Origin of the sequence: Reinekea thalattae, from assembly GCF_008041945.1 — a bacterium.
GTDB lineage: Bacteria > Pseudomonadota > Gammaproteobacteria > Pseudomonadales > Natronospirillaceae > Reinekea > Reinekea thalattae.
Window position 1 is genome coordinate 1,684,868 of the sequence record NZ_VKAD01000001.1, and the last position, 15,674, is coordinate 1,700,541.

Sequence of the window (15,674 nt, forward strand, 5' to 3'; positions counted from 1 at the left end):
GGTTATTTCCTATTTATTTTTTGTCGATGTAAGCGCGGGCAGTCAGAACAGAGCTCACCACCTTGCGTTTTGTAAACCAAACAGCAACTGCGCCGCACAAAATTAAGCGAACCATCATCGGCTATATTAAACGCTGATAAATAATTTTCGGATAATGAAAAAGCCGCCAACCATTGCTTGCCCTGTTGCAAAATTTGCTCGCCGCTAAACTCCGGCTTCAATTTTTGTAACAGCACTAGATTTGCCAAAATTGAATCCGCTAACAGCACCTGAGTAAAACTTAACGGGCAACGCTTCCAGCGATCAATTTGCTCACGGTAATGATCAAAAAGTGGTTTTAATTGTTGGCCTGAGTTTTTGATAAGACTGGCTTGATTCGCACTATAAATCTGGGCACGTTCAAAACCAAAACCCATAATATAAACGCTGTGTCGTTTTTGCGAAAAGCCTTTAAACGACGGCACGCAACCAAACTCGTAAGTGCCAATCATGGCGATATAAAGCGGCTGCCATAACAACAGGCTCCAACAACGCGCCAACCAATAGCTGTGTCCGGCTTCAGGCGTTTGCTCGGCAATGGCGTCATACAGCTGCTGAATAACGGCTAGGTCTTGCTCACCACCAGCGACATCCTCTGAACGCGGCGAAGCCAACTCGCCCTTTAAATAGGGCGAAATCTGTTGGCAAGCATCGAACAGCTTTGCCAGCATCGCATCATCCGTTATGTCGTTGCTATCTAACATCAGGGCCGTCATATTCACCTTATAGATCACACATCGACAAAAAAATTATCGACCTTACAAGCGCTCAATAGCCCGCACAAGGCGGGCTAAAATTTTTTATCTAATTAAGCTAACCGATTAGAATTTAATATTTAAATTCGCAGTGATATTTCGCTCTGCGCCATACCAGCAATTTTCTGAATCGTAACAGCTGTAATACTCTTCATCGAGTAGGTTATTTACCACAACACTAACCGTCGCATCTTCAACCTTTGGAATCACTGAGCCTAAGTTATAGCCAAGTGATAAATCGAATAACGTATAGTCAGGCACGGTACCTGTGTTAGCTGCGTCAATCTGCATTTCGCCAACGTAGCGGACACCACCGCCGATACGCGTACCGGCTAATATTCCACCGTCAACAAAGTAATTGGCCCACAGGCTAGCACTGTGTTCTGGAACCCAGATAGGCTGCTTACCTTCATAACCATTGTCGTCATCTTCCGTGATTTCCATATTAATGTAAGTATAGCTAGCCGCTAAGTTAAGGCTCGGAGTTAAAGCAATTTTTGCGTCTAACTCAGCACCTTGAGAAACCAACTCACCTACCTGTAGGTATGGTGCGTAAACGTTGCTCGGGTCTGGCAATAGCGCATCGGTTTTAGTGATATGGAATGCAGAGCCAGTAAATTCGACATTGCCCGCGTAAGGAGCATATTTAATACCGGCTTCTAGTTGCTGACCTAACTCTGGCTCGTAGGCATTGCCGTCAGAGTCTGTTCCTGCGGCAGGTTCAAAGCTCGTCGCATAGCTAGCAAAAGGCGACAGACCATTTGCAAATTCATACAGTGAGCCTACTCGGTAAGAGAATGCTTGGTGATCGGCGTCACTTTCATATACAACGTCATAAGTAAAGTCTTCAAAATAGCTGCTGCTTTGATAATCATCATAGCGGCCACCTGCAATCACCACGAGCGAACCTAAGCGAAGCTGATCTTGGAAGTACACACCAAGCTGCTCAACTTCAACATCGTCAACGGCGACATAACTTTCAACTACCGTGTCGGTATCGAGCAAATAATTATCCGCATCGAAAATGTTAAAGCCGTAGAAAGATGCGTCGGTTGTATAGTATTCACTATAGTCACTTACACCGCTGGTAGATTGGTAATCTAGACCTGCTAGTAAACTATGCGTTATTGGGCCGGTAGTGATTAAACCCGATAACTGGTTATCGATCGCTATCGATGACAACTCTTCATCGGTGCTATAAATATTACGCGCCAACTCTCCTGTAGATTCATCAAATACACCGGATTGATGATAAGTATTTTGCTGAGCTAAAGCGCCATCTGTGTATCGAGCATTCTGTAAGAAGCTCCAGTTTTTAGATAGCTCGTGGCTAATCTTATAACCCAGCATTAGCACTTGGCGATCGAACTCATCCCAGTTGGCATCACCTGCGTAAGTAGAAGAATCGGTTGAGCCGTTAGCGTTGTCGTAAATCATTCCAGAAGCAGGCAACGCTGAATTCATACCCATACTTGGATCGTTCTGATAATAGGCATTCACATTAATGAGCGTTTTGTCGCTGACATTCCAGTCTACTGAAGGAGCGATTAAATAAGACTCTTCTTCTGTGGTATCGACCTGACCTTCTTTATAACTGCCCTTAGCAATTAACCGATAGTTAAAGTCGCTATCGCCAACTTGTCCTGTGGTATCTACAGAGCCTTGACGCAACAAACCCGTACCAGTGGCAAGGTTAACTTCGGTAGAGCTAACGCTGCTAGGTGCTTTAGCGATAATGTTCACCATGCCGCCCGGTGGCATTGTGCCATACAGCACCGATGTTGGGCCTTTAAAGACTTCAAGCTGCTCAATAGCAACAGGGTCAATTTGCGGCTGTAAATTCCAGCCATTCAACGGGCTTAGAACGAGGCCATCGTAGTAGCTACGATCCACATCAAAGCCACGAATATTGAAAGTATCGTACATAGTTACACCGCCGCCACGCACTTCTGTATTAACGCCTGGCGTAAAACGTAATGCTTGGGTAACAGAATCCGCGGCTTGTTGCGCGATTTCTTCCGCACTAATAATGCTAATGCCTTGCGGTGTTTCTTCTGGGCGCAACGATGTTTTGGTGGCTGTGTTGCGGTAGGTTTCGCCTTTAACTTCAATGGTTTCGGTTTCTTGCTCGGCGCCATAGGCTGGCACTGCAAGCGCTAGAGCTGCCGAAGCAACAGCAATACTAACGGCAAGTTGTTTTAAACCTGCGTATTCAGGAATTCGGTTCATGATACTTCCACCCTCAAGGGATTTGTAAGTGATAAGCAGACTCTTGTGCAAATGAGAATCATTAGCAAAATAGTACCGCTGAACCGATCCATAAAATTAACAATTTGGTGCAACTTTGCAGTTTGTTTGAATTTTTTAAGCAGAGAGCTGAGATAAGGCTCGGTGGCTAGAAACGAATAATTAGAAGCGAATGAGAAACGAATAAAGTGCTAGAGGCTGATAATCGGCAGCCAATACTCTGCTTTGACCTCTTTTCGAGTGGAGTCGTAAGGCGGGTAATAGATTTCAATTTCGTAAACATCGTCCAAGCCAGCATAGCCAGAAGCCGGCAACCAAGAAGCCATCAACCAAATAATGGCTTTATGGAATTGCTCGACTGGGCCCTGATAAGGCAATACCGCGTAATCGTGCTCTAGCGTGCGTTTGTGTTCAATGCCATCGCCGACCAGCACCGCATCGATATGGTCAGCATCTATTCCGGCCCAATACCGTAGCTCGCCTTGAATACGCTGACTAAAACCGTCGATTAGACCAATGTGCGGCACTTGCCGTAAAGCCTCATTCGGCAAACGGCCAAAAAAATCATCCCACGCACGCGGCACGCTGATGCCAAAATCGGGCTCGGCCGAGAGCAACCCTTTAACTGTGTAAGGCGAACCAACAAAGTCGAATGATTTACCGCGCTCTAAACGCACCTGATAAAGCGACGCTTCAGGGTATTGAGCAAACTGGTCGTCTGGTTTTTTCAGTGGCGTTTTCACGCCAGTAAGAACACCACGGCTGCGATATTCTTTTGGTGAACAGCCAAAAAACTGTTTAAAGGCTCGGCTGAAGGTGATTTCTGAACTAAAACCAAACTCCAGCGCGATATCCATAATCCGATGATCAGTCACTAACAGCTGTTCCGCGCATCGACTGAGTTTTATTTCGCGCACATATTGCGCCACGCTGTAGCCGGTATAGTCCTGAAACACCCGCTGCAACTGCCAACGCGACCAACAGCTGTGCTCAGCCAAGCCTTCTAAAGTGAGCGACTGACGAATGTTCTGATGGATGTGGTCCAAAACCTTTTCTATTCGGTTGAAGGTTGCGGCTGCAGGCACGGCTATTACTCGTGATGACGGAATGGCGTTATGATAACGCGAAAATGAGAATGATTATATTTTATATTCTAATAAGTCGATGGTCTTTTGCTATATAAAACGCCCCTCGACTAGCCTGAACCCTGTTATAACCTTTAACTCACCCAACATTGCTTTATGTTACTCTTGTGACAAATCATCAATACCTGCCGACATCTATATGACTCAAAACAGCTCTTCTCACCTACCGCAATGGTTGGCGGTTACCATTTTAATTAGTGTTGCCACCATGTTTGCAGGCAATCATGTTGCCGCCCGACTTGCTTTCGATAGTGGCGCAGGCCTTATGATCGCGTTAATTGCCCGCAGCGGATTTGCCTTAATCATTATGGTCAGTCTGGTTATTTGGCAAGGCCATTCGATTCGCATTCCAAAAGGTAAGCGCCGCTACCAACTTCTTCTAGGAGTTATGATTACACTACAAAGCCTGTGTTTGTATTCTTCTGTCGCGCGCATTCCTGTTCCCATTGCTTTATTGCTCGTTAACTCTTGGCCAATTGTTTATACGCTTCTTAACTGGGTGCTTTCAGGCGTACGACCAACGCGTTTTTTTGTGATGGTTTTAGCCATGATCAGCTTCGGCCTGCTATTAGTTTTAAATATTCCACAGCTGTTATCTGGAAGTCACACACAGGATGAAAACTGGGCGTCTGGTGTTACCTTAGGTGCAATGTCTGGTTTCTTTCTCGCAGTCGCGATGCGCTTAATGGACAATCAACTTTCTCAAATAAGCGGCTCTGTTCGCAGTAGTTTTTCAATGCTGCTTGTGTTTTCAGTTATATTAATTGCTGGGTTTGCGGATATTGTACCCAATGGCATGGCATTACCAACGCACTCCATCGGCTGGGTCGGCCTTGGCGCATTAGCGTTGCTCTATGGTGCAGGCTCATCGCTTCTATTTATTCTTCTGCCACATTTAAATATGGCGCGTAACGCACCTATCGTAAACTTCGAACCCGTTGCTTCTTTGTTTTTAAGCTTCTGGATTTTGAGCCAGATGCTAACCTTTATTCAATTAGTTGGCGGCGCCATCGTTATGACGGGCATCTTGTTATTAAGTTTTTCTAAACGCTGATTGAAGGCTCTGGCCCCTTTGATTCCTAATGTTTATAACGTACTTATAAAGGCCGTGATTTTTTTAAGGGGCTCACCTGAATGGTAATGTATTAGTTGAATATTTAGCTTTGAGCTTATTCTAATAGCCATTTCAAGCTCTGCATCTTGAAGTTGCTGCAATAGTTCTATATCAAATGTTGCGCCGTCTCTTTCTTTTAACCTGCTGTGAATGGTTTTTACATCGCAAGTTAGGACGACAACGGCTGAGAGGTTCAAGGATTCAAATACACTATCTTTGAGCCTTAAAACAGAGTTACTTTTATCGATAAGGCAGAAATGACCATCTAACAATAATTTTTTATCTGAAATTTGATTCAATGCTTCAATTAGTACTAGTTGATTCCGTTCAGCCTTATCTATAGCTTTCGATGTTTCTATGTACTCTGAATTTGCTTTTATAAGAGAACTGCATGAATAGTGTTTAATTGCCACGTCTTCCTGTATTTTTTTGCAAAAAGTTGTTTTTCCAACTCCATGTATACCTGCAATAAACACTATTTTTTTCATATTATGCCATCTTTGGAAACATATCGTCATTTAAGTAGCTGAATGATTGTGGAGCGGTCACTTTTTTCGATAACTGACTAAGCTTAATGGGAGTGTCATACTTAATAACATCGGCTATCTCAATAGCGTAAGCTTTTTTTCTGCCTATAAAATAGGAATCAAAAAAGCTTTTCTGTATTCCAGAACTTTTTTTAGTTTTTTTCCATATTAATTCAGGTGAATTGTCATGTATTTGTTCGATTGAAAACTCACCAACTATTTTTCCTTCAGGCATTGTTGAGTAAATGACGATTTTTTTAATATCGTTCCTTTTGAATATGGACTTTCTATACTCAAACTTCTTCTCGCCTGAAAATATTCTTTCAACATATTCTGGCTTAATTGATAATAAAACGTTCATTGACATTACCTAGTCCTAGCATTTTTAAATAATTAGAATGACTTACTTCTAATAGGTTTATTCTTTCATCCAAGATGCAACCCTCTTCAATAAGTTGCCCTCTTGTTACTCTGTTCTTAAATGCCGTGTTATATGTGAATCTTATAATGTTGGGGTATCTTTTTGAATTGTAAAAAGAAACTAATTCGTTTTCTGTAAAGACTGAATAAGCCGATGTATACCTTAGGAAATCGTCGAGAGTGTCAAACTCATTGATTGATCTTACTTCCTCAACTACGCATAGTGATGTTATAACTGATCGATACCATGCTTGACCAGGGCGATCACTGGTACGATATATTATTAAACCATCACCTCTTCTTAGATTCTGAACGCCGTGCGCAGCGCACAAATAAATTTTATGAATGCTATTTGTATGTGAGACATCTTGGATTATATCGTATGTTTCATTATTTAAAATTGAATCCGGTAACATTCTAGTGTGATAGTCTGGGTATATTGAAAGTAAATACTTTCTAGAGTTAGAGCTAACCATTGGATAGTTTTCTAACATATCTGTTTTAGTGTTATACATGTCTTTTGTTAAGACATTTTCTATTCCATTCGATGTCATCTTTGACCCGTGTATAACAAAGCCATATCTCTGAAATAGATTCATTAAATAGTCGTGTTTTGAAAACACGGTGACATATATATTGTCTGAATTAAACTCAAATGCGAGATCAAACATTTTTTTAATAAACCGCTCACCACGCCTTGTACCAACTGATTCAAATTTAAATGTACCAATTTTTAAATGTTTACCATTTGGTAGAGATGGTGAAATGTCGTTCACTTCTCCATCTTCTATTTTTAGGTACATAAAACCTTCGATACCGTTGCTAGTATTGTAAAGAACATAAGCAGATGATCCTTCATTTGCTTTTTTCATAAACCAGTCAGAGAATTCAGTGTAATCAGCTTTGAGACTGTCAAAAAAAATATCGTTTAAATTAATGTTCGAGAAGTTTTGGTATACGAGGTTTTCCATGATTATCCCTTTTTAAAATGGATGTTTTGATAGGCATCAAAACATCTTCCTTAGTTATCTACATTTATATTAATTTGATCTCATAGGGATCGTTACACTCTGGCAGTCCTTTTTCTGACATTTTTTGAACCTTGTTAGTCAGATGGCCTCTCAGCCTTCCTTTCCTACTTCACTACACTGGAAAAATCCGGTGCCGGTATTGCCACTCCATTTAATCAGGATAACTGGAGTCATTAGTAATCCCTTTACTACGAAGAGCTGAGCAAGATTACCTACCCATTTAACGCCATGTGAAGGTGTGAACAACGCAATACCAATACTACCGCATACCACCTTAAACACTAAATCCAATGCATTTTCTGAAGTCGTAATTGCTGCTCTGGTACCCAACCCGGTGAACTAGGTGCTCTTGATAAACGCTGCATGATGACAAGATTAGCAGCTCACCGTACTCACTTTCACAACACGAACGTAATGAATGGGCCACTCGCTAATTGAGTTTGTGAGCCTCTAAATACGCTCTTGCCTCCATACATAGCGAAAGGCATCGTTTTTAGTATCGGAAACAATGCTCTGACTCTGTTCTAACAGCCATAAAACCGCCCCAACCAGAAGGATATCGCATTTCTACTGCTGCTTAATAAAGCTCTTTTTCGATATCATCGAGCGCCATAACACTTTATTCCACCGCCTAAGCAGCATTATACGGAGCGATTTTTAAGACTTCTTAAAACAAAAAGCTCCGCTGAATAATCCTAATATGCTATCTCTTGCGCTAGCCTGTCAATTTGAATATTAAAAAATCTGCTATAAAAAAAGCCGACAAATATCGGCTTTAAAAAGATTAGCTGAACGGTATTAGCCGCAGTGGCTAAGGATTAATAGTTATAACCATCGTGACTGTTGCTAAGTTCGTAAATACTCAACTTGGCAGAATCATCACTGTCGCTCACATCATCATTTAAATAAATGCCGGCTTTAAAGAACATATAATTGTTGGAATCATCATAGCCGCTGCTCGACATGCTTATTTGCTTATATGCTAATTCTTGGCCATCCTGACTGATGGTGACAGATAAATAATCGCCATCGACATCGATGCTATAGGAGAAGGTTTCATTCAGTTTAATGCCGTCAGAAGGGTCAGTGAGGTTGGCCATATCTTCAACGTCAACATAGCTATTGTCACTGTTATCAATCATGTTACCCAACAGGCCGTACCATTTTTCTTTTTCACCATCCTCTTTTGCTTCTACTGAAGGCTCGTGCGCAAAGTAGATAGAGCCATAGGTGTTGTATGGGTACTTATGATAATAAAGTCGGATCGGTTCGTTACCACTGGCGTGGATTTGACCAATCACAATGCGGCCAACTTTTTTGTAGTTCTCTAAGTCATCTTCATCCGAAGGGTTCGGGTCAAGCGAGCCAGTTGTGGTGACTTTATTAACAGCCAGCGTTACATCTAATGTGCCATCAATACCGCCAAACTCATCGTAGTCGCTACTGTTAATTGTTGAGAATGCCCAGTTATTGAGACGACCATTTCCGTCTGGGTCATCTTCATAGTCATAGCTAGTATCAATGCTGGTATCACCACGGCGAAGCATTTCTCTTAACTCGGTACGGGTATATTTTGTACCCGATGATGTTTTGTAACCGCCAACGGTACATTCAAATACCATGGCGCCGCTGTCTTCATCGGTGTAAAAATATTCGCTTTCGTAGTTTTCATCATTGAGTTGATCTTCTTTGATGGAGTCGGCTTTACCGTCACCGTTGGTATCGGTCGGTACACTTAAATACCAATCCCAAAGATCAAAGTTTCCTGCTGGTGCAACATCAGTACTCAGACCATAGTCACCGCCATTTGAACCGCCGCCTGAAGAACTGCCACCTGAAATAGTAACTTCGTTAATATCGGTCCAGTCCGAACCGGTACTATTGGAGAAAGTTTTAATGCGAACATAACGAGCAGATACAGAATCGAAACTGTAGCTTTCAAAATCACCATTGCTGCTAACCAAACTGCTGCTGCCATAATAAACTTTGGTCCAGTCACTGGAGTCACCATTTTCGCTCAGCACTCGAATTTCAAAGTTGTAAGTGCGTGAGTCGCCTCGACCCCAAGCGATAGAAACTTCGTTCACCGATTGATCGCTAGCCAAATCTAATACTAGGTTTTCTGATGCGCCGTTTGCTGCGGCCCAACGAGTTTCCCAAGCACTGCTACCGTCGATAGCATTGCTGGCAGGGTAACTGCTGTGAGAACCACCCCAGTCGCTGGCATTGTCGATGTTTAATGTTGCTGCGTGCGCACCTGCCGCTGCCAATAAGGCAGAGCATAGAAGCCAATTTTTTTTCATTGTGTAACCTTTATATTTTTATTGTTAATTAGGTTTTGATTTAAAGTCTATTGGCGTTTGAAACACTCAATAGTTCATGTGCCCTAACGGTAAATAGATTTGCGTTTAAATTTTATTTTTATTTATAAACGCGACTTACCGTAAAACTAGGTTGAGTCGTCGACTTCTTTACAGACGACATCAGAAAAATACACTAACTTCTCAAAATGGCAATGCTATTTGTCATATTATATTCATAGAAATTGCGCTGAATCTAACGAATCGGTGTTCTAGAAAATAAAACCAAGCTTGTTTTTAGCTAAGCCCAAAAAAGCGTCAAGAGTTTGGTATACAAAGCGAAACAGACGCACAGCAAAAAACCATTAAACTGCGTTGCAAAGACTTATTTTTTACAGAGCTTGGAGCCACATTATGGTTATCTCTAACAACCCACTTTCGACTGGTTCATTAAACAATACATCGAGCCGCATCGAGACACTGTTTGAACAGTTAAGCTCTGCAAAACAAATTAATAGTGCTGCCGACAATGCCGCAGGCCTTGCGATTTCGACTAGCTTCACTACCGAAACACAAGGAAATATTCAGGCGATTGAAAACGCCTCAACCGGAATTTCTTTAGCGCAAACAGCGGCCGGTTCTTTAGAAACCGTCACAGACAACGTTCAGCGCATTCGTGAATTAGCAGTACAGGCGGCCAACGGCACTTACACCGACACGCAAAGAGAAGCGATTAACGCCGAAGCTCAACTGCTGATCGAAGACACGACAAACATTCTTGAAGAGTCTAATTTTAATGGTGTATCACTGTTTGACGGCGACCAAGCACAAGTCTTCCAAGTCGGTGCCGACGCTGGCGATACGCTGAGCGTCGAAAGTAATAGGTTAAGCGATGAAATTGCTGAATTAGATTTCAGCTCGATTGATCTTTCGACTATTGAGGGAGCAACGGCGGCCTTAGATATTAGCGACAGTATTATCGATGCTGTTAGTGCTACAGCGGCAGAATATGGCGCTGTGCAAAACCGATTTGAGTCGACCATCAGTTCATTAGAAGAAACGGTACTCAACAGTATTGAAGCGACCTCGCGTATCCAAGATACCGACTACGCAGAAGCCACCAGCCAATTGGCCAGCGAACAGGTAAAAGAGAAAGTTGGCATTGCCATGCAAGCACAAGCCAATGCCGACCAAGAAACCGTTCTCAAACTGCTGGGCTAATTGAACCAGCCAAAAACTCTCGGCTATTTTTTAATAGCGCGTTATCGGCCGCTATTTCAACCAACTTTTTATATCGTCTTCTTTTGGTATGCCTCCGGCATGAACGATTTTTTCATCGATCACCACTGCCGGTGTTGACATCACTCCGTAAGCCATAATATCGGCAGGGCTATCCACCTTTTGTAAATCAATTTCAACAGCCAACGAGTCTGCGGCTTGCTTAATGAGTTCTGCTGTTGCGACGCAACTTTTACAACCACTGCCTAACACTTTAATCGTTTTGATAGTTTTCATATTTTTCTCCTAATAAATTTAAGCTTGGTTTTATAATGTTTAAAACAGGCTGACGGTGTTAAAAATCCACCCAATCAGGGTAAAGGCGGTTAACAGAATGGCGAACACTGTCGCCAATAAACGCCACTGCATCACCTGCTTTAACAACAAAAATTCTGGAAAACTCGCCGCCACTGTACTCATACAAAAGGCGAGCGTGGTACCAACTGGCAAACCATTGATAAGCAGACTTTCCATAATTGGAATAACACCGGTGGCATTCGAATAAAGCGGTATACCTAACAAAACCGCCGCTGGAACCGACCACCATTGGCCTGCACCCAAGTGTTCAGCGATCCAACCGTCTGGCACAAAACCATGTAATGCGGCACCTAAACCGACACCAATAATCACCCACTTCCAGATGCGTTTAAAAATACTCAGCACCTCTTCTGCAGCAAACTGATGGCGCTGTTTGAATGTTATTTTTTCAGCCTGCGCTGAGGTCGTCTCAGTCGTTGGCGCTAACGCAGCGTCGCTATCTTGCTGTCCTTGCGCTAAGGCTTTAGCGGCAAAATCTTGCAACCAGCGTTCAGCTTTTATGGCATCCAAAAACATTCCCGATAACACACCAACACTGATACCGACCAAAATATAAAGAGCGGTAAATTGCCAACCCAGAAGGCCAACCAATAGCAATACCGCAACCTCATTAATTAACGGTGACGTAATAAGAAACGCCATGGTGATACCTAAAGGAATGCCCGCCGACGTAAAGCCTAAAAATACCGGGATGCTGGAGCAGGAACAGAAGGGGGTGATTGAGCCAAACATCGCGCCTAACCAATAGCCTAAAAATCGATTCTTGCCGGATAAAAAGGTACGTACCCGCTCAACATTTAACGACGCGCGTAACAGCGCGATAAGATAGATCATCACCAACAGTAGGGCGAAAATTTTGCTGGTGTCTTCAATAAAAAAGTGCAGCGCTTGGCCGGCTTTCGTTTCTGGGTTCATTGCCAACAGCTGATAAACGACCCAAGACGCAAATTGAGTAAATATCTGGAACATAAGCTACCTCTATTTGTATACCGTTTTAATAAAGACGGTTGGGTAGCGAAAAGGATGCGCATTATTTTTATTTTTTTAACGCCAATAGCTTAAACCGCTATAAGCGACTTAGTCGCGTGCGGTAAAACCAGCAACATGTTGCTGTTCATCAAACTGAACCTGACAGGCCGTTTGCAACTGGGCTTGTAAGCGCTGCCGTGCTCTTCGCAGCCGTGACTTTACTGCCGTAATAGTCAAACCATGTTGGGCGGCATAATCGGCCTGTTTCATGCCGTCAATATCACAGGCTTGCAATATGGCTCGATCATCGTCTGAAATCTCACTCAGTACTCTTGGCAAACAGCATTGTGCTAGGTAGTCGATCAGTTCTAGCTCGTCTTCGGGTTGTTCGATAGAGAATTCATCGATATCAACCTTACCGGCGTGCTTACGTTGCTGATCAATCAGTAGGTTTTTGGCCACACGAAACAACCAAGCTTTGGTATGGGTTACCTGACAAAAACCGTCTCGCTGACGCAGCAGTTTTAAAAAAACCTCTTGAGTTAGGTCTTCCGGTAATAGGTTGTCATGTTTAATGGTTTTTTTGAGCCATGATAACAACTCAGCTTCATGATCTTGCCAAGCTTTTAACGCACATGGCACTGCACCTACATTATTTTCCATCGCTGTCATTCCTAAAACCCAGTTAAGCGATAGTAACGCGAACATTGCTGAGGCGCTTGCAGTAGATCAAACAAGCTATTTTTTGCATAAAAAAAGCCGGCGATAGCGCCAGCTTTTTCAGGTTATTTAAATAACACTTATATTTAGCAATCGATGTCGTAACAGTGTTTGCTATAGAGTGTTTGTGCTTTAAGCCAAACGTCGCCAATTTCGCCAGAACCGACTTTTTGGCCATCCACTTGGATAACAGGGCCGACTTCTTTACTGGCACTGGTCATCCAAATTTCATCGGCATCTAACACTTCTTGCTTGCTAACCGCGCGCTCAACCACTTTGATATCGCTGTGCTCAGCAAGAATAGTTAATAGGATTTTTCGGGTAATCCCAGGCAACAGTTCATCGCTTAATGGCGGTGTATAAACCACACCGTCCTTAACAATATAGGCATTCGAGGAACTGCCTTCTGTTAAGTTACCGTCACCATTAAACAGTAGGGTTTCATCGTAACCCTCGCCGTAACTCTGTTGGAAATGCAAAACATTACCGAGCAGTGAGGTCGATTTAATATGACAACGCTGCCAACGCAGATCATCAGCAGTTACAACCTTTAGGGTATGAGCTTGTGCTTTATCGGCGACATGAGCTGGGCCAATTTGCCATGTGTAAGCAAACACTGTTGGCTCAACTTTATCGGGGAAACCATGAAAACGTTTTTCGTAGGTGCCTCGGCTAACTTGGATATAAACGTTTAAATCGTCACCGTCGTTTTTTTCTAACAGCTCTGCAATCACTTGCTTCAATGGCTCTGCATCGAACTCTACGCCAATAGAACGCAAACCGTTTTCCATACGCTTTAAATGCAGACCTAAGCCAACACCCTTACCCTGATGCGTTGGAATGACTTCATAGATACCGTCACCAAATAAAAAACCACGGTCCATTGGTGATATTTTTGCCTCAGAGGCTTCCATATAAGCACCATTTAAATAGACGATCGACATAATGCCTTCACTCCTGCCAGTTACAAAGATTGACGGTAATTTGCCGCCAATAGGGTTAGTTCATTTAATAATGCAATGCCCACTTCCATGGACAATCCATCTTCGGTTAATTCATTTTTACGGGTAACGCCATCGACACTGCCCAGTTCAGATAAGAAACTTAAAATCTCAGCGGGCTTATGCTGGCTAAGCAAAGGCTTATTAGTAATGCACTCCAACAAGGCAACCAAACCAATCGCTCCCCAGTTAGAGACATCTGCCAATACCAGTTCAGTACAGCTGGTATGTGCTGGCTGAATATCTAAAGAGCGAACCGCTTCTTTAACTTTGCCCATACCGATTTCATTGCCGCCATCGCCAATGGCAATGGTTTCGCACTGTGCGTTTTCAAAAAAGGAATCGAAACAGGCGGCGCGTTCGCTGATGACTTCGCCGCGCATATTGTAATACTGGCCGTCTTCAGAAAGCCCCGGTCGCTCAATAGAAATCAGCAACTCAGGCTGCCAATGCGCCAATGCCGATAACGCTTCTGATTTTCGCTCGGCATGCGGGCCAACAATGAGAGGATGAACGCGATAGCTCTTCCTTAATTGTGTAGAAAGCGGCGCGCCACAGACTAATACAGGCTCGGCACCTAAGGCTTCCAGTGCGTTATATAAACAAATCGCGCCAACAGGGCCATCGGTTTCGAAGGTGTCGCCTACTGGAAAGCCAGTGCCAATCAATACCGAACCCTTAACGTTGGCCATTAATTGCGCCGCACGTAATAACGAGCCGCCTTCTATTTTGCTGTATACATCTTGCATGCCGCGCAAATTACGCTGCACCAAGATGGCTTCCATTTTTAAGCCCAGCGCTTCTAGTGTTGTTGCCATAAACGCCTCGTTAAAAAACAGCTAACTTACTGTTTGGAATGTCAGTGACCAACATAGCGCCAGGGCTATGGGTGATGCAGATCGGTGGTTTTGCCTGTTTTATAACTGCTTGTGGTGTGACACCACAGGCGGTAAAGACCGGTAGTTCGTCGTCATTAACGGTTACGGCTTCGCCATAGTCCGGCGATTGAATATCGCTGATACCAATCAGTGCTGGGTCGCCCAAATGCACCGGCGCACCATGAACATCGGGGAAACGGCTGCAAATTTGGATCATGCGGATCGCATCGGCAGCTTTAAAAGGACGCATACTGACCACCTGATTACCATAAAAGCGTTCAGTCGGCTGGCAGGCCATATTGGTGTTAAACATGGGGACGTTTTTCTTTTCGCTGATATTGCGAATTTCCAAACCATCCGCCAATAAGGCCTCTTCAAAAGAAAACGAGCAGCCAATCAAAAAGGTGACAAAGTCATCTTGCCATAGGTCAGCGACATTATTGGGCTCATCGGTCATTTCACCTTCGCGCCACACTCGGTATTGCGGTAGATCAGAACGGATATCGATCTCTTTACCACCGATGTTTAAAATCGGGTCGCCCGGCGTCTTAGAAAACGCCACGATAGGGCAGGCTTTGGGATTTTGCTGAGCAAAGACAAAAAACTCATCGGCCCAGTCTTTTGGCAATATCACCAGGTTAGCCTGCACAAAACCGGCACAATAGCCCGATGTATGGCTAGTGAAGCTGCCGTCACGACAAGCTAAGCGTAATTCTTCAGGTGTCATCTACTCTCTCCAAAGGATCCTGTTCACAGATAGGGTGTTTTACAAGCAATCTTTATGCGTAAACCCGCCTGTGTTTTTCAACCGTCATCTTAGCAAATTAGAATTAACAGTTCGTTAGGCTATTTAACTTAAATAAAGTAAGAATAAAGAGTTAAATTCTGTATTAATAAACAAAATAGATGAAACCACTTAAAATAAATTAATA

Annotated in this window: 15 protein-coding genes; 2 read left to right on the top strand and 13 right to left on the bottom strand. The window is 43.3% G+C overall.

What is annotated here, in order from left to right; all coding sequences use genetic code 11:
- Window positions 1-2 precede the first annotated feature (2 nt).
- From FME95_RS07645 to FME95_RS07655, 3 genes are all read right to left on the bottom strand, one after another.
- Window positions 3-755 carry a siderophore ferric iron reductase gene (locus tag FME95_RS07645; RefSeq protein WP_147713799.1) on the bottom strand — a complete coding sequence of 251 codons (753 nt, stop codon included), beginning with the start codon at window positions 753-755 and terminating at the stop codon, window positions 3-5.
- 105 nt (window positions 756-860) lie between these two features.
- Window positions 861-3,023 (bottom strand): TonB-dependent siderophore receptor, encoded by a 2,163-nt coding sequence (locus FME95_RS07650; RefSeq protein WP_147713800.1) that lies wholly within the window; start codon window positions 3,021-3,023, stop codon window positions 861-863.
- 209 nt (window positions 3,024-3,232) lie between these two features.
- Window positions 3,233-4,126 (bottom strand): helix-turn-helix domain-containing protein, encoded by an 894-nt coding sequence (locus FME95_RS07655; protein WP_147713801.1) that lies wholly within the window; start codon window positions 4,124-4,126, stop codon window positions 3,233-3,235.
- A 199-nt stretch (window positions 4,127-4,325) separates the two neighbouring features.
- On the opposite strand from FME95_RS07655, the gene FME95_RS07660 reads away from it, so the two are divergent.
- Window positions 4,326-5,240 carry an EamA family transporter gene (locus FME95_RS07660; protein ID WP_187265471.1) on the top strand — a complete coding sequence of 305 codons (915 nt, stop codon included), beginning with the start codon at window positions 4,326-4,328 and terminating at the stop codon, window positions 5,238-5,240.
- 32 nt (window positions 5,241-5,272) lie between these two features.
- Here the strand turns inward: FME95_RS07660 and FME95_RS07665 are convergent, their stop codons facing one another.
- The 4 genes from FME95_RS07665 to FME95_RS07685 form a co-directional block, all read right to left on the bottom strand.
- Window positions 5,273-5,788, bottom strand: coding sequence for an ATP-binding protein (locus FME95_RS07665; protein WP_187265472.1), 516 nt, complete (start codon window positions 5,786-5,788; stop codon window positions 5,273-5,275).
- A gap of 1 nt (window position 5,789) precedes the next feature.
- Window positions 5,790-6,188 (bottom strand): ASCH domain-containing protein, encoded by a 399-nt coding sequence (locus tag FME95_RS07670; protein WP_147713804.1) that lies wholly within the window; start codon window positions 6,186-6,188, stop codon window positions 5,790-5,792.
- Window positions 6,166-7,218, bottom strand: coding sequence for an N-acetyltransferase (locus FME95_RS07675; RefSeq protein ID WP_147713805.1), 1,053 nt, complete (start codon window positions 7,216-7,218; stop codon window positions 6,166-6,168). Before FME95_RS07675 ends, FME95_RS07670 begins: the two co-directional genes overlap by 23 nt.
- Window positions 7,219-8,096: 878 nt before the next feature.
- Window positions 8,097-9,581 (bottom strand): polysaccharide lyase family 7 protein, encoded by a 1,485-nt coding sequence (locus FME95_RS07685; protein ID WP_147713806.1) that lies wholly within the window; start codon window positions 9,579-9,581, stop codon window positions 8,097-8,099.
- Between the two features lie 411 nt (window positions 9,582-9,992).
- On the opposite strand from FME95_RS07685, the gene FME95_RS07690 reads away from it, so the two are divergent.
- Window positions 9,993-10,799 carry a flagellin N-terminal helical domain-containing protein gene (locus FME95_RS07690; protein WP_147713807.1) on the top strand — a complete coding sequence of 269 codons (807 nt, stop codon included), beginning with the start codon at window positions 9,993-9,995 and terminating at the stop codon, window positions 10,797-10,799.
- A 51-nt stretch (window positions 10,800-10,850) separates the two neighbouring features.
- Here FME95_RS07690 and FME95_RS07695 read toward each other — a convergent pair whose 3' ends face one another.
- The 6 genes from FME95_RS07695 to FME95_RS07720 form a co-directional block, all read right to left on the bottom strand.
- A complete protein-coding gene (locus FME95_RS07695) occupies window positions 10,851-11,093 on the bottom strand; it encodes a thioredoxin family protein (protein WP_342783517.1) in 243 nt (80 codons plus the stop codon).
- Window positions 11,094-11,132: 39 nt separating this feature from the next.
- Window positions 11,133-12,143, bottom strand: coding sequence for a permease (locus tag FME95_RS07700; RefSeq protein ID WP_147713808.1), 1,011 nt, complete (start codon window positions 12,141-12,143; stop codon window positions 11,133-11,135).
- Between the two features lie 108 nt (window positions 12,144-12,251).
- A complete protein-coding gene (locus FME95_RS07705) occupies window positions 12,252-12,806 on the bottom strand; it encodes a sigma-70 family RNA polymerase sigma factor (RefSeq protein ID WP_147713809.1) in 555 nt (184 codons plus the stop codon).
- Between the two features lie 143 nt (window positions 12,807-12,949).
- Window positions 12,950-13,807: an aminotransferase class IV gene (locus tag FME95_RS07710; RefSeq protein ID WP_147713810.1), complete on the bottom strand. Its 858-nt coding sequence runs from the start codon at window positions 13,805-13,807 to the stop codon at window positions 12,950-12,952.
- A 20-nt stretch (window positions 13,808-13,827) separates the two neighbouring features.
- Window positions 13,828-14,682 carry a glutamate cyclase domain-containing protein gene (locus FME95_RS07715; protein ID WP_147713811.1) on the bottom strand — a complete coding sequence of 285 codons (855 nt, stop codon included), beginning with the start codon at window positions 14,680-14,682 and terminating at the stop codon, window positions 13,828-13,830.
- A gap of 10 nt (window positions 14,683-14,692) precedes the next feature.
- Complete coding sequence (locus FME95_RS07720; protein ID WP_147713812.1) at window positions 14,693-15,469, bottom strand: putative hydro-lyase; 777 nt, start codon at window positions 15,467-15,469, stop codon at window positions 14,693-14,695.
- Window positions 15,470-15,674 lie beyond the last annotated feature (205 nt).